We start from the raw sequence: 21,939 nt of genomic DNA, 5'->3' as shown, positions 1-21,939 counted from the left end.
TGGGGCGTTTTTGTCACAAATAGCGAGCAATTTTTGTGAAAATTATGTCAGAAACACGCCATACCCTATTGCTGAGCAACGTCCGCCAGATCCCTTGCACCGCAATGACTCTTAAGCTTTACTGTCGCCGTGAAGAACTGTTACCGGGGCAGCGATTGCCTCTCAGCGTTGGCACAGAATGCTGTGGCGATCGGGCACACTGGTCGCGTCAACCACTCACCGGATATCGGTCTCCTACGGGCGGCCGCTTGTTTCGAGGCAGAACTGCATGAGCATCGTCTCCAACTCGATCATCAACGCGGACGCCGAAGCCCGCTATCTCAGCCCTGGCGAACTCGACCAGATCAAGGCCTTCGTGGCCGGCGGTCAGCGTCGTCTTCGCGTCGCCCAGGTTCTCAGCGAGAGCCGTGAGCGCATCGTGAAGCAGGCCGCAGGCCAGCTTTTCCAGAAGCGCCCTGACGTCATTTCCCCCGGCGGCAATGCCTACGGCGAGGAAATGACAGCCTCCTGCCTGCGCGACATGGACTACTACCTCCGTCTCGTGACCTATGGCGTGGTCGCTGGCGATGTCACTCCGATTGAAGAGATCGGCGTGATCGGCGCTCGCGAGATGTATCGCGCCCTCGGCACTCCCCTGGAGGCCATGGCCGAAGCGATCCGCGAAATGAAAGCCGTTGCCATGAGCATTCTCACCGGCAGCGATGCCGAGGAAGCCGGCACCTACTTCGACTATGTGGTGGGCGCTCTCGCCTGATCACAAGCCGTTTTTCAGCCTTTTCGCCCTCTTCACGGATCCATGCAAGACGCCATCACCAACGTCATCAATAAGTCGGATGTCCAGGGTCTTTACCTGGACACCACTTCGATGAGCAACCTTGAGAGCTACTTCGCCAGCGGCGAACTCCGCGTCAAGGCTGCTGCCACCATCAGCGCCAACGCTTCTGCGATCATCAAAGACGCTGTCGCCAAGGCTCTGCTCTACACGGACATCACCCGTCCCGGCGGCAATATGTACACCACCCGTCGCTATGCAGCTTGCATTCGCGACCTCGATTACTACCTGCGCTATTCCACCTACGCCATGCTGGCTGGTGACACCTCCATCCTGGATGAGCGTGTTCTGAATGGCCTCAAGGAGACCTACAACTCTCTGGGAGTGCCCATCGGCGCCACCGTTCAGGCCATTCAAGCCATGAAGGAAGTCACTGCTTCCTTGGTCGGTCCTGATGCAGGTCGTGAAATGGGTGTTTATTTCGATTACATCTGTTCCGGTCTCGGGAACTGAGTCTCATGCGGTTGTTCAAAGTCACCGCCTGTATTCCCTGTCCTGAAAAAGTGCGTAGTCAGCGTGAGCTGCAAAACACCTTTTTCACGAAATGGGTTCCCTACGAGAGCTGGTTCGCTGAGCAGCAGCGCATCATGAAGCAAGGGGGGCGGATCCTAAAAGTTGAGCTCTGCAGCGGTCGCCCTCAGGTGAACGTCGGCAACTGAACCTGAAGCCTCCTCAGATTCTTGAAAAGCCCGGTCTCTGACCGGGCTTTTTTGTCTTCTACGACTTGGCAAAATCCCCTTGAGACGGCTGAATGGAGCATCACCATTTGTCTCTCCTTCCTTGACCAGCACCAGTGCGATTTCCAGAAGGAAACCACGCACCGTGACAACAGCGGTCCAGGGGCCGTTGCTGCAACGCCAGCTGCCACTGGATTGGTCGCTCTGGCCTGCGGAGGCCAGGCTGCTGATCAGCCTCACGGCAATCTGGAGCCTGGCGGGACTGCTGGTGCTCGCGTCCGCCAGCTGGTGGGTTGCCAGCCGGGAAATGGGAGAAGGGGCTTACTACCTCAAGCGACAGATCATCTGGATGGTGGCCAGCTGGGGACTCTTAGCCACCGCAATCAGCACTGACCTTCGGCGCTGGATGAAGCTCGCCGGCCCGGCTCTCTGGATCGGCACCCTGCTTGTCGCGGCCACCCTCGTGTTCGGCAGCACCGTGAATGGTGCGAGCCGCTGGCTCGTCATCGGCCCTCTTCAGATCCAACCGTCGGAACTCGTCAAACCATTCGTGGTGCTTCAGGCCGCGAACCTCTTTGCCCATTGGAAACGGAGCGCTCCTGATCAAAAGCTGCTCTGGCTGGGCAGCTTCGCGGCTTTGATTCTGCTGATCCTCAAACAACCGAACCTGAGCACAGCAGCTTTGACGGGCCTACTCCTCTGGCTCATGGCATTCTCTGCCGGGCTACGCCTGCGCACCTTGTTCGGTACCGCCCTGGCGGGCGCCGCCTTGGGAGTCAGCAGCATCATGATCAACGAATACCAGCGTCTACGGGTGATCTCGTTCCTGGATCCCTGGCAGGACCCCCAGGGAGACGGCTATCAACTGGTGCAGAGTCTGCTCGCGATCGGTTCAGGGGGGCTGTTCGGCCAGGGTTTCGGACTCTCGACCCAGAAGCTGCAGTATCTGCCCATTCAGAGCACAGATTTCATTTTTGCCGTCTATGCAGAGGAGTTCGGCTTCATCGGCTCGTTGATGCTGCTGATGTTCCTGATGTTGATCGGCTTCATCGGCCTGCGCGTCGCCCTGCGCTGCCGGAGTAACCAGGCCAGGCTGACGGCGATCGGATGCACCATCCTGCTGATTGGCCAGTCGCTGATGAACCTGGCCGTCGCCTCTGGAGCCATGCCCACAACGGGACTGCCGTTACCGATGATCAGCTATGGGGGCAACTCTTTGATGTCGAGTCTTTTGATCGCCGGCCTTCTGATCCGTTGCTCCCTTGAATCCAGCGGTCTGGTCGGAGGTCGCAGGCTGAAACAAAACGGGGGGCGGAGGCACCAGCCAAGGCGGCCCTCTCGATAAGGTGACGATCAACCTCCGAGGCAGCCATCAACCTCGATCTTGCCGGTCTTGCACAGAGCAGTGAGCAGCTGCTGACCCAGGCCCTGACCCACCCTGGGCCCATCACCCTTGGCTTGGTCTTTGCCGGTGGCGCACTCACGAGCCTCGGTCCCTGCTCTCTCTCCCTGCTTCCCGTCACCCTGGCTTACCTAGCGGGGTTTGAGGGCCGCCAAAGCCCTTGGCAGCGAAGCCTGCTCTTCTGCAGCGGGATTGTTGTTGCACTCGTGCTGCTGGGCAGCCTCAGCGGCCTGCTGGGAAGGATCTACGGCCAGGTGCCGAATGCCGTGCCGACAGTGGTCGCGGTGCTTGCTTTGGTGATGGGGCTTAACTTGCTTGGTCTTCTGCGGGTGCCTCTTCCTGCAGGACCGGACCCGACCCAGTGGAGCCGCCGTATACCGGCCCCCTTGGCACCAGTGGCTGCTGGACTCGCCTTCGGATTGGCCGCCTCCCCCTGCACAACCCCGGTACTCGCTGTTCTGCTCGGATGGATCGCCACCAGCGGCAGCCCCTTGATCGGCATGCTGCTGCTCACCTGTTTCGGTTTCGGCCAGGTGCTTCCGCTGCTGCTGGCAGGAAGCGCAGCAGCGAGCGTTCCCAACCTGCTGGCCCTACGCCCAATCGGCCGCTGGGTGCCACCGGTGAGCGGCGTGGTACTCATCACCACCGGTGCACTCACCCTGCTCTCGCGCTGGCTGTGAACCAGCCATGACCTGACACCCATGACCCCTCAGCCATGACAGCGCTTCGACGTCTGGCAGCTCTGCTATCCGATCTACGGCTGGCCATTGCGCTGCTGCTGCTGATCGCGATCGCCAGTGCCGTCGGCACCATCCTTCCTCAGGGGGAAGATCCTGCGCTTTACCTCGATCGCTTTAACAACGATCCCTGGCTGGGACTGATCAACGGCGATCGAATGCTCGCCCTCCAGCTGGATCATGTTTACAGCAGCTTCTGGTTTCTCAGTCTTCTCGGCTGGCTCGGGCTGGCCTTAATCCTCTGCAGCTGGCGACGCCAATGGCCCGCACTCCAGACCGCCCTCCGTTGGATTGATTACCGGGAACCGCGTCAGCTCAGCAAACTGGCCCTGGCCGAGAGCCTGAGCCTCGATGACGCGAGCACGGGGCTCCGCCGGCTGGCGAGCAGCCTCAGGGAGCGTGGTTGGCAAGTTCAGGAGCACGGGGAACGTTTCAGTGCACGCCGGGGAGTGGTAGGCCGCGTTGGCCCGCTACTTGTGCATACGGGGCTTGTCCTGCTGATGCTGGGTGCCGCCTGGGGGGCACTGGCTGGTCATCGCCTCGAGCGCTATCTGGCACCTGGGCGCAGTCTCGACCTTCTGAATCGCCAGGGAGAGAGCCAGCTCACCCTCACCCTCGAGCAGTTCGCGATCGAAAGGGATCCCGCTGGGCGGCCCGAGCAGTTCCGCTCGGTTTTAGAGCTTCAGGCGCCTAACGACGCCAGCCCCTCCATCCACGAGATCAGCGTCAACCACCCACTCCGTTTTCGCGGGATGACGGTGTATCAGGCCGACTGGTCACTGGCGGCAATCACGGTGCAATTGGGCAACAGCCCAAGGCTGCAACTTCCTCTGCAGACCTTTCCGGAACTCGGAGATCAGCTCTGGGGCCTGGTGCTCCCCACCCGGCCGGATGGCAGCGAACCAGTGCTTCTAGCCCTCAGCACCGAAGAGGGCCCTGTGCAGGTGTTTGGCAGCGGCGGCGACTCCTTGGCCAATCTGCGCCCAGGGGGGGCGGCGGCAGAGATCAATGGTCTGCCGCTGCGCGTGTGGGACGTGATGCCAGCCAGCGGTCTGCTGCTGAAACGTGATCCTGGAGTCCCTCTGGTCTATGCAGGCTTTGCTATCACCCTGCTGGGGGGCGGCCTGAGCCTGGTGGCCACCCGTCAGCTCTGGGCCATCCTTGACCCCGAAGGCAGGAAGCTGCATGTGGGCGGCCTCTGCAATCGCAACCTGGGGGGCTTCGCCCGGGAGCTGCCGGAGCTCATCAGCACGGCTGGCGGCTGCCGTGACTGACACGTACGACGGTGTGAACATTGCCGCGGGGGTGGAAATCTGCCTCCAGCTGCATCCAGACCGGATCACAGGCCGCCACAAGATCATCAAGGATCCTGTTGGCCACCTCTTCATGGGAGATGGTGCGATCGCGATAGCTGTTCACATAAAGCTTGATGGCCTTCAGCTCCACCACCCGGGGACCGGGTTGGTAGAGCAAACGCAAAACCGCGAAATCCGGATATCCCGAGAAGGGGCAGAGACACGTGAATTCAGGTAGTTCAATCGCCACCTCATAGGGACGCCCAGGACGGGGATTGTCGAAGCAAATCAACTCGGCCTCGGCGATGGCACGCTCGCCATAGAGGGGAGTGCGGGTGGTTTCAGAGGCGGAGGAAGCCAAGACACAAGGCGCGAAGTGATCACCACGCTACAAACTCACAAAAGCTTCACAAACAAAGGGTGAAACTGTTCACCATGAACAGCAGTTTTGAGATACAACATTCTTGAAGGACAAAACGTTGAGCTTGGTCGGCGCTTCGGCGCCGGTCGACCAGCCGGAAGTAGCCCTCCGCAAGGCGAAGCAACGCTCCTTCCATCGAAGCGGTCCCCGATTCGCTCGGGTGAACTCCCATCCCTTCGAGGCTCCAACCATGTCTGTCAAACAACGCACCTATCGAGGCGTCGCTTATGACGCCAACCAACACGAGCAGCCAAGCCAAACCAAGGTCGATCACACCTACCGCGGTCAGCATTACGAGGCTCCGCTCCGCCATGAGTCCGCCGATGCCGACGCCAGTGTCGAGCTGCACTACCGCGGCAACACCTATCAGCACAGGCAAGCGGAAGCCAGCCAGCAGGCCAACCGCTGATTCGGTCGCAAAAGGCACAACTGTTGCCTGGGCGCCACGCCGTAATGGAGTGGTCGCTCAGGCTTTTTCATGGATCTCTGCCTGTACAGCTCCGAAAGCTCCATCCGGCTCCGACCGGGCAGTATCCACGGCATGCTCTGGTTGCAAACGCATTTCGAGAGCGAACACTGGTCGCTACTGGCCGATGGCTTGGTGACCCTTCCCCCCGCCGATGCCGGCGCCCTAAGCGCCGATGCAAGTGCGGCAGGTCTGCAACTGACGTACCTGCCAGCCCTGTCGCCATCCGGCCAGATCTGACACACTTTCCTTACTCAACACCCACCGCCCCAGGTCATGAAAAAAGTCGAGGCGATCATCCGCCCCTTCAAGCTGGAAGACGTGAAATTGGCCCTTGTCAATGCCGGCATCGTTGGCATGACTGTGAGTGAAGTGCGTGGTTTCGGTCGCCAGAAAGGCCAAGTGGAGCGCTATCGGGGATCTGAGTTCACGGTGGAATTCCTCCAGAAGCTGAAGATCGAGGTCGTTGTCGATGACGCTCGCGTCGACACGGTCGTCACCGCCATCGCCGATGCCGCGAAAACCGGCGAAATCGGCGATGGCAAGATCTTCATTTCACCTGTCGACACAGTGGTGCGCATCCGCACCGGGGACCGCGACGGCTCGGCACTCTGAAGCAGTCGTCTAGAGCCCCAGGGTTGCCCTTGCCAGCGCCTGCAAGCTTTCAGCTGTAGGCATCTGCACTGGGGCTCCCTGGGCGAGCCAAAGCAAATATTCGTGGTTTCCAGCCGGACCGGTGATCGGTGATGCCACAAGACCATGGGGGTTCCAACCCAGTGGTGATGCTGCATCGATCACCCCAATCAGGGCATCCCGATGGGCATCAGGGTCCCGCACCACACCTCCTTTACCGACCCGTTCCCGACCCACCTCAAACTGAGGCTTCACCAATAACACCGCCTCCGCTTTCGTCGGATCCAGCAGGCCCCGTAGTGCTGGAAGCACGAGGACCAGAGAGATGAACGACACATCGGCGACCGCCAATGTGGGCCTGGGGTCATCCACACCAAAGAGCTCGTCTGGCGTGAGACGACGCAGGTTTGTTCGTTCCCTCAGCACCACCCGCTCATCCGTTCGCAAGCTCCAGGCCGTCTGCCCGTAGCCCACATCAATGCCATACACCTTGGCGGCCCCGTGCTGCAGGAGGCAGTCGGTGAAACCACCCGTGGAGATCCCGCCATCCAGGCAGATGCGTCCATCCAAGTGCAAAGGGAAAGCTTCCAGAGCCGCAAGCAACTTTTCGCCACCCCTGGAGACGAAGCGAGGGGGCTGTTCGACGATCACCTCAAGATCAGGGGCGACCTCGACGCCAGGTTTGTCCAAGAGTTGTCCATGGACATCCCGCACCCGACCTGCACGGATGAGCTGCTGGGCCTGCTGACGTGAAGGCACCAGGCCAAGGGTCAGCAGATGCAGATCCAGTCGTTGTTTACGGGCCATTTCGTCATAAAAGCAGAGGAGAAAACCGAACAAAAACCAGGGTTCCTCCCGGAGCGGCGGTGACCACCAGGAAGATCGATTCAAGCCGCCCGCAAGGACGTGTCAGCCCATCAGCCCCCCCGCTCCAGCAAGCGCAACAGGACATCCCATCGCCCACATCTGCGGGGCCTGCCAAGTGTCGAGCCAAACCGCGTCCTTGAACTGCTCCCCCCCGGCACTTTCGTGACCATCGACAATCACCCGAGCGATCTGCCTCCCTTTCAGGTGATCGAATGCCGTGGAGGGCGTTGCTGGGTGCGCCAGCAGGCCTGGGGGCAACACGTGCAGTGGGAAGTGGAGCATCAACGCCTGACCTCGGCCTAAGAGACGTGCTCCTCCTGAGCAACCCAGCCCAGGCCATACATTGGTGAGGTCGTTGCCACGCGCTGGCCTTGATCGAGAGATACACACTGCCCGAGATGGGCGCGCTCTGGACTGACCGGGCGAAATATCAGAGCTGGCTCGATGTAGAGGTCGCCGCCTGCGAAGCCAACTGCAGCCTTGGCCGTGTGCCAGAAGACGCCATGCAGGACATTCGCACGAAATCGGCCTTCGAGCCGGAGCGAATCCTGGAGATCGAGGCCGAAGTGCGTCACGACGTGATCGCTTTCCTAACGAATGTGAATGAGCACGTCGGCGATGCGGGTCGCTACATCCACGTGGGCATGACCAGCAGCGATGTGCTGGACACTGGCTTGGCTCTGCAACTGAAAGCATCGGTGGCTCTGCTGCGTCAGGAGCTAGCCGCCCTGGATGCAGCCATCGCCAAGTTGGCCTCTGAGCACAAGTCCACGGTGATGATCGGCCGCTCCCACGCGATCCATGGGGAACCGATCACCTTCGGATTCAAGCTGGCTGGCTGGCTCGCGGAGACCCGTCGCAATGCCGATCGCCTCGAGCGGCTGGAAAAAGATGTAGCCGTAGGCCAAATCAGCGGCGCCATGGGCACCTACGCCAACACGGATCCCGAAGTTGAACGCCTCACCTGCGAGCGCCTCGGACTCACTCCAGACACCGCCAGCACCCAGGTGATCTCCCGTGATCGTCACGCCGATTACATCCAGACTTTGGCCCTCGTCGGCGCCTCGCTCGACCGATTCGCGACCGAGATCCGCAACTTGCAACGGACTGACGTTCTTGAAGTGGAAGAGAGCTTTGCCAAAGGGCAGAAGGGCAGTTCCGCCATGCCCCACAAGCGCAATCCAATCCGCAGCGAACGCATCAGCGGCCTCGCGCGCGTGCTGCGTAGCTACGTAGTAGCCGCTCTCGAGAACGTCGCCCTCTGGCATGAACGCGACATCAGCCACAGTTCCACCGAGCGGATGATGCTTCCCGACTGCTCGGTGACACTGCACTTCATGCTGCGGGAGATGACGGCCGTTGTTGCCGGTCTGGGGGTCTATCCCGACAACATGCGTCGCAACATGAACGTGTATGGCGGCGTGGTCTTCAGCCAACGCGTGCTTCTTGGCTTGGTGGATGCCGGCATGAGCCGAGAGGATGCCTATCGGGTGGTTCAGCGCAACGCCCACACCGCCTGGAACAGCAACGGCGGCGACTTCCGGGCCAACCTGGCGGCAGATCCTGAAGTCACTGACAAACTCAGCGCCGAGCAGCTAGCTGACTGCTTCAGCACGGATCTACACCAGGCCAATCTCGGCGTGATCTGGGAACGACTGGGACTCTGACGCCCTGAACGCGGCATGTTCTGGACCCCCTACGCAGACTGGATCTATGTGGTGGTGAGCGTCAGTGGCTTGCTGCTGATCATCGCCATGGTGCTCAGGCCCAATCCAAAACGATGACGAACACCACCAGGATCGAGACCGACAGCATGGGGCCGATTGCGGTTCCCACTGAGGCGCTTTGGGGAGCCCAGACCCAGCGCTCGCTCCAGAATTTCGCCATCAGCCAAGACACCGTTCCCCTGGAACTGATCCACGCCCTGGCACGGATCAAACAGGTGGCCGCCGTGGTGAACACCCGCCTGGGCGTTCTCGATCAGGAGCGTTGCGCTCTGATTGTGGAGGCGGCGGCGGCGGTCGCCGAAGGCCAGCACGATGCCCACTTCCCCTTACGGGTCTGGCAGACCGGCAGCGGCACCCAGACCAACATGAACCTCAATGAGGTGATCAGCAATCTCGCGGCCCTGTCCGCTGGCGAGCCCCTGGGGAGCCACAGGCCGGTGCATCCGAATGATCACGTCAATCGTTCGCAATCGACCAATGACGCCTTCCCGGCCGCCATCCACGTTGCAACCGCCGAAGGGATCAGCCGTCGCTTAGTGCCTGAACTGCAACGACTGCACGAGGCCTTGGCCAAGAAAGCCGACGCCTGGAACGGGATTGTGAAAATCGGCCGCACCCACCTGCAGGACGCGGTACCGCTCACCCTGGGCCAGGAAGTGTCCGCCTGGCGCGACCAGATCGGCACAGCGACCGAGCGGATCGATGCCTGCCTCGCCGAAGTGCTGCCTCTCCCCCTTGGCGGCACGGCCGTGGGCACAGGCCTGAACGCACCCGATGGCTTTGCAGAGCAGGCCGCCGCCGAGCTTGCACGCCTCACCGGCCTGCCCTTCCGCTCAGCGCCAAACAAATTTGCCGTGATGGCCAGCCATGACGGCCTGGTGCATGCCATGGGTCAGCTGCGGCTGCTGGCGGTGACACTGCTAAAGATCGCCAACGACATCCGCTTGCTGGCTTGCGGCCCCCGCGCCGGCCTGGCCGAACTTCATCTGCCGGAAAACGAACCCGGCAGCTCGATCATGCCCGGCAAGGTGAATCCCACCCAGTGCGAGGCGATGGCGATGGTGTGCACCCAGGTGATCGGTCTCGATGCCGCTGTGGCCATGGCGGGAGCCGGTGGGCACCTGCAGATGAACGTCTACAAACCGCTGATCGGCTTCAATCTGCTCCAGGCGATCACCCTACTCACGGATGCCTGCCGCTGCTTCCGGGTGGCGATGGTGGAAGGGATGGAACCGAACCTCGGCCGCATTCAACGCGACGTCGAGCAATCCCTGATGCTCGTGACGCCCCTGGCACCGGTGATCGGTTACGACAAAGCCAGTGCCATCGCCAAATATGCCCATGCGCAGGGCACGAGCCTTCGCGATGCCGCCCTGGAGCTGGGCTACGTCAGCGCTGATGATTTTGACCGGATCGTGGATCCGGCCGCGATGACCGTGCCGCACGGATAACCCCTGAAGCGGCTCGTCAGGCAGCCCGTTCCGTGGCTGGGTTCAATCCTCCGGATTCCGCCGCCGCGGCCTTCAGCAGATCATCAGCTTCGGCCACCGGGAAGCGGTTGATCGCTTTGAGCGCCTGGCGAGCGTGGCTACGCAGCTGCTCGCTGATCGCCTCGCAATAGGGCACCTGCGCCAGCAAATCCACGGTGCGCCGCATGATCCGCACCACATCACCCTCGTCCAGGGAGGTATTGGCGATCAGATCGTTCCAGGCCGTGCCGCACGCCCAGGCCTCCACCAGCCCCATCAGCTCCGGCTCCCACCAAGCAGGCACCACCACCTGGGCGCGCTCCTGGGCCCGAAGCAACTCGCGACGGATTCCCATCAGATCGTGGAGTGCCTCCTCTGCCCGAGGCGGCGGTGGGAATCCGCTCCATAAATCAGGGCGATTGACCTCCGTGCTGATCGCCTCAAACACAGCCGCAAGTTCCGCTGGCGGCAGATCATCGAGATGGCCACTCATCAGAGCCAGGCCCAACCACAGTTCGTTATCTCCCCGCAGAGCCGCCACGGTGCGGCCTATCTCGGTGGGTTCAAGATCATCGAGGCAGCCGAAGTGCTGCAGGATTTCGATCAAAGCCAGGAAGGTTTCCCAGTGGCGGTTGGCGCGGTGATGAAGCAGCTGCTGACGCTCGCTGATCTCCAACTCGAGCTCCTCCATGCGACGCCGATGCTTCTTGAGCTGGCGGCGATCCCCCCAGCGGTGCGCCGGGTGAGCCTCGAGGTCGGCCTCCAGCTCCTGCACAAGACGGGCCTGGGAGAGAACCTCTCCGGCCAGGTCGTACTGGGGAGTGGTCATGTCATGGCGTTGGGCGATATGGCCCACGGCGAGTGCCAGACCGCCACTGCGTTGATCCCCATGGCGGAGCTCACCCGATCGACGCAGTTCAGGGGCCTCAACCCCATGCACCTGCAGGCAGCTCAGCTCCGCATGCAAGCTCACCACGGCCTGGCAAGGCAGCAGCAGCCACACATTGTCGTGGGTGAGGCAAAGCAGCAGGGGGAACTGACCAGGACCGTCCTGCTTCTCGACGATCACCGCTGGCGTCACCGCGCCCCGCAACTGCGGGGCCTTAAGACTCACCAGGGTGCCAACACTGGCGAACTGCAAAGCCAACGTCAGCTCATGGGCCAGGGTCTCCTCCGCCTGCTGCTGCAGGATCCTCAACAGACGCCGCTCCTCCCGCAATCGGGCCCGACGCTTCTCGTAATCCTCGAAGTCTTCCCAAGGCACATCCCCAGCTGTGCCCTGCAACTGACCCAGCTGAAGCCTGAGCTGGGTGAGGATCTCCTCCTCCTCCACCAAATCCAGGCTCGCCAGATAGCGCCCGAAGCTGCGCTCCACGAGCTCCCTCGCCTTGGCGAGATCATGGCGTTGCAAGAGATTGAGCACCATCCCGTAACTGGGGGTGAACTGACTCACCAGCGGATCGGCTGGACTGGTGGCCAGTTGTCCTGCCTCGCGCACCCCCTCGAACCGGCTCTGCACCGTCACCACATACCCCTGGGAGTCCAGGCCACGCCGGCCGGCCCGGCCGGCCATTTGCAGAAATTCACTGGCCATCAGCGGCCGGTGGCCCCGTTCAGTGCGTTTCGACAGGGCTGCAATCACCGTGCTGCGCGCCGGCATGTTGATCCCCGCCGCCAGGGTTTCCGTGGCGAAGACCACCTTCACCAACCCCTCCTGGAACAACTCCTCGATCAGCTCCTTCCAGGCGGGAAGCACGCCGGCATGGTGGGCCGCGATGCCACGAAGCAGGGCATCGGCATGCAAGCCATCACGGACCGCCTCCGGATTGGCGCTGGCATAGGCCTTGAGACGAGATCGGATTCGAGCCTGCTCGGCATCGCTCACCAGACATTGCACCCCCAGATCGCGCACCGCCTTATCGCACCCCCTGCGGCTGAAGATGAAATAAATCGCGGGAAGCATGTCGCGCTCGGCCATCTGGGCCACGACGAAGCTGATCGGTGGGGGCTCCGGCTGGGGAGGTTTCGGAGAGCGACCTTTGCGTTTGCTGCCCTTCGGAGCGCGCCAAACCTTGCAATTGGGATGCAGTCCGGTTCCTTCCTCATTCAGCAAGGGATGCAGTCCCTTGGCACTGCAGAAACTGAACTGAAGCGGCACCGGCCTGAAATCACTCAGCACCAGACGGGTGGGTCCATGCACCCGCTCAATCCAATCGGTCAGCTGACCGGCATTGGCCACCGTGGCCGACAGGGCCACCAACTGGACCGCTGGCGGGCAGTGAATGATCGACTCCTCCCAGACCGTGCCCCGCTGGGAATCGTTCATGTAGTGGCATTCATCGAGCACCACCGCCTCAACATCCGCAAGCGGATCGTCATGCTCGTCCGCTTCCGCATAGAGCATGTTGCGGAAGATCTCGGTGGTCATCACCACGATGGAGGCCTCCCGGTTGACGCTGAGATCACCGGTCATCAAACCGACGTTCTCCGCCCCAAACTGCCTGCGGAAATCACGCAGTTTCTGGTTGGAAAGCGCCTTGAGAGGCGTGGTGTAAAAAACCTTCTGGCCGTGGGCCATCGCCCGATAGATGGCATATTCACCGACGAGCGTCTTTCCGGAGCCGGTGGGGGCACTCACGACAACCGAATGCCCCTGATTCAGGGCATCGATCGCCTCCAGCTGAAAGGCATCCAGGGGGAAGGGAAAGATCCGCGCCGGATCTGGCGACCCCACGCTCGCGGGCTCAGCAGCCTGGGTATCGGTTTCCGCCATAGAAGCGATCCTAGGGACGCTTCCGCCACCAGGCCGCCAGCGCACTGCCCATCAGGGAATGAACCACGGCGGAGATAGCCCCTGGGAGGGCGGTGAGGGGGCTGGTGAATCCTCCGCTTCGAGCCAGCACCACCGCCAGACCCGAGTTCTGCATGCCCACCTCGATGCTGATGGTGCGTGCTGCCCGTCGAGACTCCCCGAGCAGAACCGGCAGCACCAGACCCAGGAGAAAACCACTGCCATGGAGCAGAAGGGTGGCCAGCAGCAACAGAAAGCCCTGAGTGAGCAGGGCCTCCCGCTGGGCACCGATGATTCCAGCAACGATCAAGGCGATCGCTAACACAGCAACTGGGGGCATCAGCGGCTCGATCCGCCGAGCCAATCCTGGACGCCCCTGCTTGAGCAACACCCCAACAGCCACCGGAATCAACACCACCTGGAGCACATTGGCCAGAAGCGACCAGCCATCCACAGGCACATAGCGGCCCGCCAAAATGCTGCTCAGCAGCGGCGTCAGACCCACCGCCAAGACGGTGCTGAGGGACGTCATCACCACCGAGAGCGCCACATCCGCGCGAGCGATCAAAGCGACCACGTTGCTAGCGGTGCCCCCTGGGCAACAGCCAACCAGAATCAAGCCGACGGCAAGCGGTGGTTCCAAACGCAGGCCCCAGGCCACCAATGCCGCCAGAGACGGCATCACCACAAACTGCAGCAGCACACCCAGCAGGGCCGGCCGCGGCCGAGTCAGGACCCGACGGAAATCGGCAGGCTCCAGCCCTAGACCCATGCCGAGCATGATCACGGCCAGGGACCACACGATCACCGGACCTGCAACCCAGGCGAACAAGCCCGGCAACGCCAGGGCAAGACCGGCCGCCAGCAAGGTCCAGAATGGGAAAAGCAGGGTGAAGCGCTCCAGCAGCCGGGGGGGCATCAAAGGAACCAGGCAGGCAACTTCACCATCCTGTCCTGCCCTGGCACTGCAGCAGAGTAAGGAGATGGAGAGCCTGCCCCCAGCCCGTCGCCGTCAGCTGCGCACCTGGGTCCCCGCACCTGGGAGCGCCAGGCTGCAAGCGCATGGCTCTCAAGCGGAGAGCGGCCCACTCCTTGATCTGGCCAGCAACGATTATCTCGGGCTCAACCGACACCCCGTTCTGATCGCTGCCGCCCAAGCGGAGCTCGAGCGCAGTGGAGTCGGTGCCGGAGGGTCCCGACTCGTGAGCGGAAGCCGGCCGGTTCATGACGCATTGGAAGCGGAGCTCGCCGACTGGCTGGGGAGAGATCGGGTGCTGCTCTTCCCCAGCGGCTTTCAGGCCAATCTTGCGGCCATTTCCGCCCTGGCGGATCGCCACTGCACCGTGCTGGCGGATCGCCTGATCCACCACTCCCTACTGGTCGGGGTGCAGGCCAGCGGCGCACGGTTGAAACGCTTCGCCCACAACGACCTCAACGCTGTGAAGGAGCTGCTCGAATCCTGCCGAAACAGAAACCCTGACCAACCGCTGCTGGTGGTCACGGAAAGCCTGTTCAGCATGGAGGGCACCAGCCCAGCCCTGATGGAGCTGACGGCTCTCTGCCGCCAGCACCGGGCGCGCCTGCTGGTGGATGAGGCCCATGCCCTGGGAGTTCTTGGTCCAGCCGGGCGCGGCCTCGCCTACGGCCTGGAGGGCGTGACGATGATCAGCGGCACTTTTGGCAAAGCGTTCGGAAGCGGCGGTGCCTTCCTGGCCACTGATACCCAGCTGGGGGAGGTCCTGCTGCAGAGCAGCGGCGCCTTCCGCTACACCACTGCCCTTGCGCCTCCACTGGTCGCTGCAGCGTTGGCGGCCCTCAACCTGATCCGTCACCATCCCGACTGGGGTCAGCAACTGGTGGAGAGAAGCATCCTTTGGCGGGACCATCTCAAGGCCGCAGGCTGGCAGCGGCCTAGCGGTTGCGGGCCAATCCTGCCCCTGATCGTGGGGGCCGACCAGGCGGCACTCGATCGGCAGTCTCAACTGGAGAAGGCAGGCCTGCTCACCGTGGCGATCCGCCCTCCCACCGTGCCCGAGGGAACGGCCCGCCTGCGGCTTGTGCTGCACCGCGACCTCCCCGATGAGACATTGGAGGTACTGCTGAGGGCGCTGGCGGATGGCTGATCTGCCGAGGCAAGAGGTGATCGCCATGCACGGCTGGGGTGGAGACAGCTGCGCTTGGGAGCCCTGGCACCGCCACTTTGACCGCCATGGCTGGCACTGGCAAAGCGGAGAACGGGGCTACGGCGGACGTCCCCTTAAGCAGCCCCAATGGCATGCCAACAGCGAGCGTCGGGTCCTCATCGGCCATTCCCTCGGCCCTCATCTGGTCCAGGCGACTGTGCTGTGCCAAGCCACCGATGTGGTGCTTCTAGCCAGCTTCGGGAGATTCATCCCAACAGGTGCCGGAGGCCGCGCCCTGCGAACGGCCCTCAACGGCATGCATGCAGCCATTGGAACTGAGGGGGAAACCGCCATGCTCACGACCTTTCTCGCCCGGGCTGCCGATCCAGCGAACCCCGATGCACTGCCCAGCGGCCCCCTAAAGAAAGGTCTTAGCTCCGAAGGCCGAGACCGGTTGCGCCGCGATCTCGAACTGCTCAGCCAGACCATCGGCCTGCCAGACGGCATCCCCACCCAGGCGAAAGTGCTCGTCGTGGAGGCTGGTGCCGATGCGATCGTCTCGTCAGCCGCCAGTCGCCAATTGCTGCTGGATCTGCGACAGAAACTGCAGGCCGCTCCTGAACATTGGACCCTGAAGGCTGTGGGCCATGCCTTACCAGTTCCGGACCTGGTCTGCAGGGTGCAGCGCTGGCTGGACGGAGCAACCTCATCTTGAGGGATTCGCCCCACTGGCAGCAGGACGTGCTGCATGAATTCAGCCGGGCGGCACCGTCCTATGACGCCCACGCACGGCTGCAGCGGGCTGTCGCCTGGCGTCTGGCGGCGCTCTGCCAGCGCCTCCCGATTCGCCGGGGCTTATGGGTGGATCTGGGCTCCGGCACCGGACTGCTTGCGGAGGCCCTGGAGGCCCTTCATCCAGGACAGCGACTCACCCGACTTGATGGGAGCCAGGCGATGCTGACCATGCAGCCGGCCGGAAGCAGCACCCTGCTGTGGCGCCTTCAGGACGGACTGCCCCCTTGGCAAGAGCCACCACGGTTGTTGGCTTCCAGCTTTTGTCTTCACTGGCTTGAGCAGCCCGATCTGCAGCTGGAGCACTGGTTCAGGGCCCTCGCCCCTGGCGACTGGCTGGCGGTTGCCCTGCCCGTGGAGGGCAGCTTTCCCCAGTGGCACGCAGCGGCAAGGGTGAGTGGGGAGCGCTGCTCAGCCCACACCTTCCCCAACCCGCAGGATTTGGTCGCCAACCTGCCAGTCGAGGCGATTCAGCACAACAGGTGCTACCGCTTTAGCCAGCAGGCCTCCAGCGCCGTTGCGCTGCTTCGGCCCATGCGCCAAATCGGCGCCGGCAGCTCCCCCTGCACTCCCCTGGGGGTAGGCGGCTGGCGCCGCCTCGAACGGTGCTGGCCGGACCGCAACTCCAACGGCCAGATCAGACTCACCTGGTTGATCCAGATCCTGCTGCTCCGGCGATGAATGAACGCCCTTGCCCAGGCCCCCGTCTGGTGGTCTGCGGCACCGACACCGACGTGGGCAAGACCGTGGTGAGCGCTCTGCTGGTGCAGGGACTGGAAGCCCGCTACTGGAAACCGGTGCAGAGCGGCCTGGAGCAGGGCGGTGATCGCGACTGGTTGGTGAACCTGCTGCACCTTCCGCCGGAGCGCTGGCTGCCAGAGGCCTACGCCTTTCAGGCCCCTGTCTCTCCCCACTGGGCCGCGGAGATGGAGAACCAAGAGATCGATCCCGAACGGCTGTCCCCCCCGAACCAAGACCAATGTCCGCTGGTCATCGAAACCGCCGGTGGTCTGCACGTGCCACTCACACGCACATGGCGACAAATCGACCAGCTGGAACGCTGGCAGTTACCTGTGCTGCTGGTGGCCCGTAGCGGCCTGGGCACTCTCAACCACTCCTTGCTCAGCCTGGAGGCCCTCAACCGACGGAGCATTCCGGTGTTGGGACTCATCCTCAACGGCCCAATCCATCCCGATAACCCCCGCACCCTGGAGGAGCTAGCCGGGGTGCCTGTACTGGCCCAGTTACCCCCGCTAGCACCGCTGAATGCCCAGGCCCTGGCGGAGCAATGGCGCATTCAGGGACTGGGCCCTAAGTTCGAACGGATTCTGAATAAGCAGATCTGCCCCCAATGACGAGCCGCCAGACCTGGGCCACTGCTGCCGTGATCCTGCTCTGCGGAGGCATTCTGGTGCTGTTCACCGATGTGGAAGTCGGCATCGTTCGCTGGTTCAACTGCGGCCCTCTCTCCACGCCATCAGAAGACCGAAGCGAAGTCTGCCGCTGAATCCAGCCTGAAATCAGAGATCTCCCACGGCCACCCTCAACCGAGGGGCCGAGAGCGCAAGGGACACAGTCCGTTGCGAAGAGCGACATGACGCACGGCCAGAGCCAGAGGCCATCCCTGTCGCAACTGCTCGTGGATCTGATCGATCTGACAAGGAGACCAACCGCCCATCTCGAGGCGCACCTTGATCGAGGGCCATCCACCCTCGAAGAACATCTGCCGTGTTCCGCAGGCGCGGGAGTCGAGACTGCGATTGAAAACTGCACAACGCCTGCCTGAGTCGGACCGAGGCGAATCGATAAAACGATTGGATCGTCTAGTCGTTGTCTGTGCTGTGGCCATGCTGGGCGGCCTCAACGTCATGTCCATCATGGCGCTCCCTTCAAGGACCGGCCCTCATGGCCGCCTCGACATCCAGACGAGACAAGCCGTAGGAAAACCTGCGCTGAGCCTCCTGACCCGAAGACTGCCAGCTCACCCAAAGCTCCTCCTGGTCAAGACGAATCTCCGCAGACCAATCAGGCTGCGTCCAACACCAAAGACAGGGGTCTTCCTCAGTGCGTAGGGCCCCAAGCCCCTCAAGCCATAGCTCAAGGGAGCGAAGGGAATGCTGATTGAGCGGCGTCTGGCCCGGGGGCAGGGAGGACATCACTGCGGGAGGACTCTGAATCAGACCAAGTCTGCTCCTGCAGCATCCAGCTGGGCGCGACCTGCAGCTGCACCCCCCGACGCCATCCCATCCCAAGGCCAAGCACGAGACAGAGCAGCAGAGCCCCCAGCAGCAGCACGATCGACAACCACTCGCCCCCGGAGAGAGGGCGTCGCTCACCGATCCGCCCCCATCCAGCCTCTGAACCCGATGCTGTTACGCGTTGTACAGGGACGACTGGTTCCTGCAATCCGGCGTCGTAACAGGCGCGGCGGCGGGGATCTGCCAGCTGCGCATAGGCCTCGCATAGCTGCTGGAACTCGCGGGAAGCCTGCTCCGCAGGCAACTGGGTGGTGTCGGGGTGCAGCGCCTTGCTTCGACGACGAAAAGCCTGACGAAGACCGCTTGCATCCACTCTTGGATCAACCCCCAGCAGGTCGTAGAGGGTCCGGTTCTCAGCCACGGGCGCACCGGGTCATCCTCGGGGAGGCATCCTAGGAAGAACCAACGGTCGGATCTCGATGCCGAACCCGTCCCGTTTCGATCGACCGGAACAGGATCTCTGGGAGGCCCTGGGCTGGACACCTTCAGCCCGACAACTGGAGCAGTTCATCCGGCTGCAGCAGGAGCTGAAGGAATGGAACAGCAGGGTGAACTTGACCCGACTGCTCGAAGGAGCTGATTTTTGGATTGCTCAGGTCTTTGACAGTCTCTGGCCCCTCCAAAGGGAACTGCAGACGCCAGATGCGCCCCTGGACTGCATCGATGTGGGCACCGGCGGGGGGTTTCCTGGACTGGCCGTCGCCATCGCCCTCCCCGGCGCCCGGCTCACACTCGTGGATTCCGTCGGTCGCAAGACCTCAGCGGTGCTGGCGATGGCCCGCAGCCTCGAGCTTGCTGATCGCGTCCAGGTGCGCACGGAACGGATCGAACGCACCGGCCAAGATCCACACTGCCGTGGCCAGTTCGATCGAGCCATGGCCCGTGCCGTGGCCTCAGCTCCTGTGGTTGCCGAATACCTGGTTCCCCTCCTGCGAGAGGAAGGGGAGGCCCTGCTGTATCGCGGTCGCTGGACGCCGGAGGATGAGCTGCAGCTTCAGGGCGCCCTCAAGCCCCTTCGGGCGAACCTTGCGGAACGTCAGCACTGCGAGCTGCCAGCCGACAAAGGGCCGCGCCATCTATTGCGTCTACGTCCCCAGGCCAGATGCCCTGCCTCCTACCCAAGAGCCATCGGGATACCGGCCAAACTGCCCTTGGGTCTCGACCTGAACTAGGCGCTCGATAGACGCTGCTGCTCCGCTCCACCCACCCGCGCTCGTAAGGAACGAAGAATCGCGGGGATCTGCGTCGCCCAGGGGCTGGCACCCAAAACGCTCAGCAGCTCGGCTTCCGACACCTGCTGGTCAAGGGGGTCAGCATTGGCGCCAGGAAACCAATGGCTGGCTTTGCCGAGCAATCCGTATCGGGCTCTGGCGTAACCCTCAAGGCCCCAGGCTTCCACCAGTCCATGGAGCCAGAGCAGCACCTCCAGATTGATCTCTCCGGGTGTGTCCTCCCAGCTGGGAAGGCCCTGGCGCCAGCTGCACAACCAAGGCTCACCCAGGGCTTCCTTGGCCGCTCGCTCCAGACGCTGCTCCACAGGGGGCACGAGTTCAGAAGCCCTGTCCAGCAGCGACACGGCCTCGAGATGTAGATCAAGGTCTTCCGGTCGTGCGGCCCCGACGCTGATGGTGTGCACGCGCGGATCCCCCAGGCAAAAGAGGTCGTTGAAGACGATCGGATGCAAGGGCGCACAGAGCTCCTGCATCGGCACGGAAGGGGTGTGCAGATGTCCTCCCTTGTCGGTGGGACTGATGATGAACACCCCCATGTCATGGTCCGCCGCCGCTGCAATCGCCGCTTCGTTGTCCTGGCGAATGAAATACCAGTGCAAATTCACGTAATCAAAGGCATCACTGGCGATCGCTTCCTCGATCAGCGGCGTGGGTCCATGGGTGGAGAAGCCGACATGGCCGATACGGCCATCGCGCTGCCAACGGTGCACAACCTCAAGGCAGCCACCAGGACGCAGGGTTTGCGCGAGGTGTTCCGAACGGTTGATGCCATGGATGGAGAGGAGGTCAATGCGTCGTCCTCCGAGGCGCTCCGCACTCAGTCGGAGCTCAGCTTCGAAAACCTCTGGATCGTCATGGGGCGGCACCTTGGTCTGAAGAAGGCGGCTCCCATCCAGCACCCTGTCGAGCGCCCAGCCCAGCTGGCGCTCGGAACTGCCGTAATGACGAGCGGTTTCCACATGATGCAAGCCACAGGCGACGGCACGCTCCAAGGTGGCCTCGAGTTGTCGCTGAGACTCAGCGGTGATCGCGTCAGCCTCAAGATCAGTCCAGCTCTGCTGAAAACGCATCCCTCCAAGAGAGAGGATCGGCATCGGTAGTTCGGTCCGCCCGAACCGTCGCGTCGGCAGCGCAGCGCTCATGGGCCTGAAGATCGGGGCAACTGCCGTCGGGGCCTGGCTGGAGAAGGAAGCCCTAGGGGAAGCAGTTCCGTTGCCTCAAGGCGGGCCCGCAGACCATCGAGCTCCTCAAAGCCAACCCAGTGAATGCAATCCACTGGGCAGGTCTCAATCGCCTCCTGGATCCGTTCCGTGCTGTCGCCGTCCTGTCGAATCGCACGGGATCGGCCCAGTCGGGGCTCGATCGAGAAAGTGTTCGACGCCACATGGGCGCAGTAACGACAGCCGATACAAACAGCCTCATCCACCCACACAGCACGCTCGCGCAACGCCCCTCCGAGAAGAGGCTCATCACCACTGCGCTGATCGCCACCGTCAACGGTGGCGCGATAGGCCGCAGAGGGGTCAAAGGGCAATGACACGCCGCAATAGGAAAGGAATCAGGCGTCCCAGCGGGTCACCACCAACTCAATCGATCCATCCTGAGTGGTCGTTTGCTCACTCAGCGCAAAACCTTCCTCGACACTGGCGCTGAGCACGGTGTGAAGGGCATAGCGCTGGGTCAGGCGCTGGAGAAAGCGCTCAACGGGAATGGGCTGGCGCCAGAGGTCGAGATCGGTCACCAGCTCGTAGCTGCCGGTTGAAGCATTCCAACGAAAGCCCAAGTCAGAGCCTTCGGTCATCTTGACCGCCAAATCAGCATCAACGGTCTGACCGCGGTAACCGCGCACAGGGCGGGAGCCCGACTCGGGCTCGTAGCCAAGATCGCGAAGCGCAGCCATTAGCGGATCGCGCTGACGAAGCTCCGTACGAACCGTGCTGAAGTGAGACATCAGAGTTGCTCAACGGGAAGAGGTTGGGTCTGTGCCGCCTGGGTGCCATAGGCCTCACTGGTGGCTTCGCGGCGCTCGACAGAACCGAGAGCTGCTTCCAATCGCTCAGTCAGACCGAGGCAGGCTTCACCTTCAACGCCTTCAACACGCTCCTCAACCCGTCCATCAGGACGAATGCGGAAACGGAGTGTGCGCTGGGGCATTCGCCTCAACCATGGAGACAAGAATGCTAGGCAACGTGCCTGGCGACTGACGGGCGACTGTTA

Annotated in this window: 30 protein-coding genes and 1 riboswitch; of the genes, 19 read left to right on the top strand and 11 right to left on the bottom strand. The window is 62.6% G+C overall.

From position 1 onward, the window contains the following. Positions 1–268: 268 nt before the first annotated feature. The 6 genes from CWE17_RS10155 to CWE17_RS10130 all read left to right on the top strand — a co-directional run bounded on the left by CWE17_RS10155 (position 269) and on the right by CWE17_RS10130 (position 4,922). Positions 269–754 carry an allophycocyanin gene (locus CWE17_RS10155; RefSeq protein WP_131456833.1) on the top strand — a complete coding sequence of 162 codons (486 nt, stop codon included), beginning with the start codon at positions 269–271 and terminating at the stop codon, positions 752–754. Between the two features lie 42 nt (positions 755–796). Further along, a complete protein-coding gene (apcB, locus tag CWE17_RS10150) occupies positions 797–1,285 on the top strand; it encodes an allophycocyanin subunit beta (protein ID WP_131456831.1) in 489 nt (162 codons plus the stop codon). Between the two features lie 5 nt (positions 1,286–1,290). After that, entirely contained in the window at positions 1,291–1,491 is a 201-nt protein-coding gene (locus CWE17_RS10145) for a phycobilisome linker polypeptide (protein ID WP_131456829.1), read from the top strand. Between the two features lie 139 nt (positions 1,492–1,630). After that, on the top strand, positions 1,631–2,854 hold the full coding sequence (locus CWE17_RS10140; RefSeq protein WP_370318304.1) for an FtsW/RodA/SpoVE family cell cycle protein: 1,224 nt from the start codon (positions 1,631–1,633) through the stop codon (positions 2,852–2,854). Positions 2,855–2,922: 68 nt separating this feature from the next. After that, positions 2,923–3,591, top strand: a complete 669-nt coding sequence (locus CWE17_RS10135; RefSeq protein WP_240789378.1) for a cytochrome c biogenesis CcdA family protein — start codon at positions 2,923–2,925, stop codon at positions 3,589–3,591. A gap of 35 nt (positions 3,592–3,626) precedes the next feature. Next, positions 3,627–4,922: a cytochrome c biogenesis protein ResB gene (locus CWE17_RS10130; protein WP_131456823.1), complete on the top strand. Its 1,296-nt coding sequence runs from the start codon at positions 3,627–3,629 to the stop codon at positions 4,920–4,922. Here the strand turns inward: CWE17_RS10130 and queF are convergent. Next, entirely contained in the window at positions 4,894–5,304 is a 411-nt protein-coding gene (gene queF / locus CWE17_RS10125) for a preQ(1) synthase (protein ID WP_131456821.1), read from the bottom strand. The two genes, CWE17_RS10130 and queF, sit on opposite strands and share 29 nt — an antisense overlap. A 114-nt stretch (positions 5,305–5,418) precedes the next feature. Continuing rightward, positions 5,419–5,494, top strand: a riboswitch (Glutamine riboswitch). 60 nt (positions 5,495–5,554) lie between these two features. Here queF and CWE17_RS10120 point away from each other — a divergent pair. The 3 genes from CWE17_RS10120 (at position 5,555) to CWE17_RS10110 (ending at position 6,445) form a co-directional block, all read left to right on the top strand. Then, complete coding sequence (locus CWE17_RS10120; protein WP_131456819.1) at positions 5,555–5,773, top strand: DUF4278 domain-containing protein; 219 nt, start codon at positions 5,555–5,557, stop codon at positions 5,771–5,773. A 69-nt stretch (positions 5,774–5,842) separates the two neighbouring features. After that, entirely contained in the window at positions 5,843–6,070 is a 228-nt protein-coding gene (locus CWE17_RS10115; RefSeq protein WP_131456817.1) for a hypothetical protein, read from the top strand. Between the two features lie 36 nt (positions 6,071–6,106). Beyond that, positions 6,107–6,445: a P-II family nitrogen regulator gene (locus CWE17_RS10110; RefSeq protein WP_131456815.1), complete on the top strand. Its 339-nt coding sequence runs from the start codon at positions 6,107–6,109 to the stop codon at positions 6,443–6,445. A gap of 9 nt (positions 6,446–6,454) precedes the next feature. Here CWE17_RS10110 and CWE17_RS10105 read toward each other — a convergent pair whose 3' ends face one another. Next, positions 6,455–7,270, bottom strand: a complete 816-nt coding sequence (locus CWE17_RS10105; protein ID WP_131457099.1) for a TlyA family RNA methyltransferase — start codon at positions 7,268–7,270, stop codon at positions 6,455–6,457. Between the two features lie 222 nt (positions 7,271–7,492). Between CWE17_RS10105 and CWE17_RS10100 the strand changes: the two genes are divergently transcribed. The 4 genes from CWE17_RS10100 (at position 7,493) to fumC (ending at position 10,508) form a co-directional block, all read left to right on the top strand. Continuing rightward, positions 7,493–7,633, top strand: a complete 141-nt coding sequence (locus CWE17_RS10100; protein WP_236629683.1) for a hypothetical protein — start codon at positions 7,493–7,495, stop codon at positions 7,631–7,633. A gap of 68 nt (positions 7,634–7,701) precedes the next feature. Continuing rightward, positions 7,702–8,997 (top strand): adenylosuccinate lyase, encoded by a 1,296-nt coding sequence (purB, locus tag CWE17_RS10095; RefSeq protein WP_131456813.1) that lies wholly within the window; start codon positions 7,702–7,704, stop codon positions 8,995–8,997. Positions 8,998–9,012: 15 nt separating this feature from the next. Next, positions 9,013–9,114 carry an adenylosuccinate lyase gene (locus tag CWE17_RS10090; RefSeq protein WP_131456811.1) on the top strand — a complete coding sequence of 34 codons (102 nt, stop codon included), beginning with the start codon at positions 9,013–9,015 and terminating at the stop codon, positions 9,112–9,114. Continuing rightward, entirely contained in the window at positions 9,111–10,508 is a 1,398-nt protein-coding gene (gene fumC / locus CWE17_RS10085) for a class II fumarate hydratase (RefSeq protein WP_131456809.1), read from the top strand. Before CWE17_RS10090 ends, fumC begins: the two co-directional genes overlap by 4 nt. A 16-nt stretch (positions 10,509–10,524) precedes the next feature. Here fumC and CWE17_RS10080 read toward each other — a convergent pair whose 3' ends face one another. Continuing rightward, on the bottom strand, positions 10,525–13,299 hold the full coding sequence (locus CWE17_RS10080) for an RNA helicase (protein WP_131456807.1): 2,775 nt from the start codon (positions 13,297–13,299) through the stop codon (positions 10,525–10,527). A 10-nt stretch (positions 13,300–13,309) separates the two neighbouring features. Further along, positions 13,310–14,236 carry a bile acid:sodium symporter family protein gene (locus CWE17_RS10075; protein ID WP_131456805.1) on the bottom strand — a complete coding sequence of 309 codons (927 nt, stop codon included), beginning with the start codon at positions 14,234–14,236 and terminating at the stop codon, positions 13,310–13,312. Between the two features lie 64 nt (positions 14,237–14,300). On the opposite strand from CWE17_RS10075, the gene CWE17_RS10070 reads away from it, so the two are divergent. The 5 genes from CWE17_RS10070 to CWE17_RS12265 are packed head-to-tail and all read left to right on the top strand — an operon-like array spanning position 14,301 to position 17,739. Continuing rightward, positions 14,301–15,440 (top strand): 8-amino-7-oxononanoate synthase, encoded by a 1,140-nt coding sequence (locus tag CWE17_RS10070; protein ID WP_131456803.1) that lies wholly within the window; start codon positions 14,301–14,303, stop codon positions 15,438–15,440. After that, the gene (locus tag CWE17_RS10065) at positions 15,433–16,155 is read left to right on the top strand and encodes an alpha/beta hydrolase (RefSeq protein WP_131456801.1); all 723 of its coding nucleotides are present in this window, start codon (positions 15,433–15,435) and stop codon (positions 16,153–16,155) included. The genes CWE17_RS10070 and CWE17_RS10065 overlap by 8 nt, the downstream gene beginning before the upstream one ends. Continuing rightward, positions 16,152–16,913, top strand: a complete 762-nt coding sequence (locus CWE17_RS10060) for a methyltransferase domain-containing protein (RefSeq protein ID WP_131456799.1) — start codon at positions 16,152–16,154, stop codon at positions 16,911–16,913. The genes CWE17_RS10065 and CWE17_RS10060 overlap by 4 nt, the downstream gene beginning before the upstream one ends. Beyond that, entirely contained in the window at positions 16,910–17,587 is a 678-nt protein-coding gene (bioD, locus tag CWE17_RS10055) for a dethiobiotin synthase (protein WP_131456798.1), read from the top strand. The genes CWE17_RS10060 and bioD overlap by 4 nt, the downstream gene beginning before the upstream one ends. Beyond that, positions 17,584–17,739, top strand: a complete 156-nt coding sequence (locus CWE17_RS12265) for a hypothetical protein (RefSeq protein WP_164498758.1) — start codon at positions 17,584–17,586, stop codon at positions 17,737–17,739. Before bioD ends, CWE17_RS12265 begins: the two co-directional genes overlap by 4 nt. A 36-nt stretch (positions 17,740–17,775) precedes the next feature. Here CWE17_RS12265 and CWE17_RS12390 read toward each other — a convergent pair whose 3' ends face one another. The 3 genes from CWE17_RS12390 to CWE17_RS10040 all read right to left on the bottom strand — a co-directional run bounded on the left by CWE17_RS12390 (position 17,776) and on the right by CWE17_RS10040 (position 18,851). Next, positions 17,776–17,955, bottom strand: a complete 180-nt coding sequence (locus CWE17_RS12390; protein ID WP_240789368.1) for a hypothetical protein — start codon at positions 17,953–17,955, stop codon at positions 17,776–17,778. A gap of 166 nt (positions 17,956–18,121) precedes the next feature. Then, complete coding sequence (locus CWE17_RS10045) at positions 18,122–18,388, bottom strand: DUF3143 domain-containing protein (RefSeq protein WP_131456794.1); 267 nt, start codon at positions 18,386–18,388, stop codon at positions 18,122–18,124. Beyond that, entirely contained in the window at positions 18,330–18,851 is a 522-nt protein-coding gene (locus tag CWE17_RS10040) for a J domain-containing protein (protein WP_131456792.1), read from the bottom strand. Before CWE17_RS10040 ends, CWE17_RS10045 begins: the two co-directional genes overlap by 59 nt. Before the next feature lie 58 nt (positions 18,852–18,909). Between CWE17_RS10040 and rsmG the strand changes: the two genes are divergently transcribed. Beyond that, on the top strand, positions 18,910–19,662 hold the full coding sequence (gene rsmG, locus CWE17_RS10035; protein WP_131456790.1) for a 16S rRNA (guanine(527)-N(7))-methyltransferase RsmG: 753 nt from the start codon (positions 18,910–18,912) through the stop codon (positions 19,660–19,662). On the opposite strand, the gene CWE17_RS10030 is transcribed toward rsmG, so the two are convergent. From CWE17_RS10030 to CWE17_RS10015, 4 genes are read right to left on the bottom strand one after another with little or no spacing between them, the layout of a single operon-like run. Further along, positions 19,659–20,864, bottom strand: coding sequence for an aldo/keto reductase (locus CWE17_RS10030; protein ID WP_131456788.1), 1,206 nt, complete (start codon positions 20,862–20,864; stop codon positions 19,659–19,661). The two genes, rsmG and CWE17_RS10030, sit on opposite strands and share 4 nt — an antisense overlap. Then, entirely contained in the window at positions 20,861–21,262 is a 402-nt protein-coding gene (locus CWE17_RS10025; protein ID WP_131456786.1) for a ferredoxin, read from the bottom strand. The genes CWE17_RS10030 and CWE17_RS10025 overlap by 4 nt, the downstream gene beginning before the upstream one ends. Positions 21,263–21,280: 18 nt before the next feature. Continuing rightward, positions 21,281–21,673, bottom strand: coding sequence for a DUF1257 domain-containing protein (locus CWE17_RS10020; RefSeq protein WP_131456784.1), 393 nt, complete (start codon positions 21,671–21,673; stop codon positions 21,281–21,283). Next, a complete protein-coding gene (locus tag CWE17_RS10015; RefSeq protein ID WP_131456782.1) occupies positions 21,673–21,876 on the bottom strand; it encodes a DUF2997 domain-containing protein in 204 nt (67 codons plus the stop codon). Before CWE17_RS10015 ends, CWE17_RS10020 begins: the two co-directional genes overlap by 1 nt. Positions 21,877–21,939 lie beyond the last annotated feature (63 nt).

Origin of the sequence: Synechococcus sp. BS56D (genome assembly GCF_004332405.1) — a bacterium.
Taxonomy (GTDB): Bacteria; Cyanobacteriota; Cyanobacteriia; order PCC-6307; family Cyanobiaceae; genus Synechococcus_C.
Note: the sequence above shows the minus strand (reverse complement) of the source record. Positions and strands in the feature narration are given on the sequence as shown.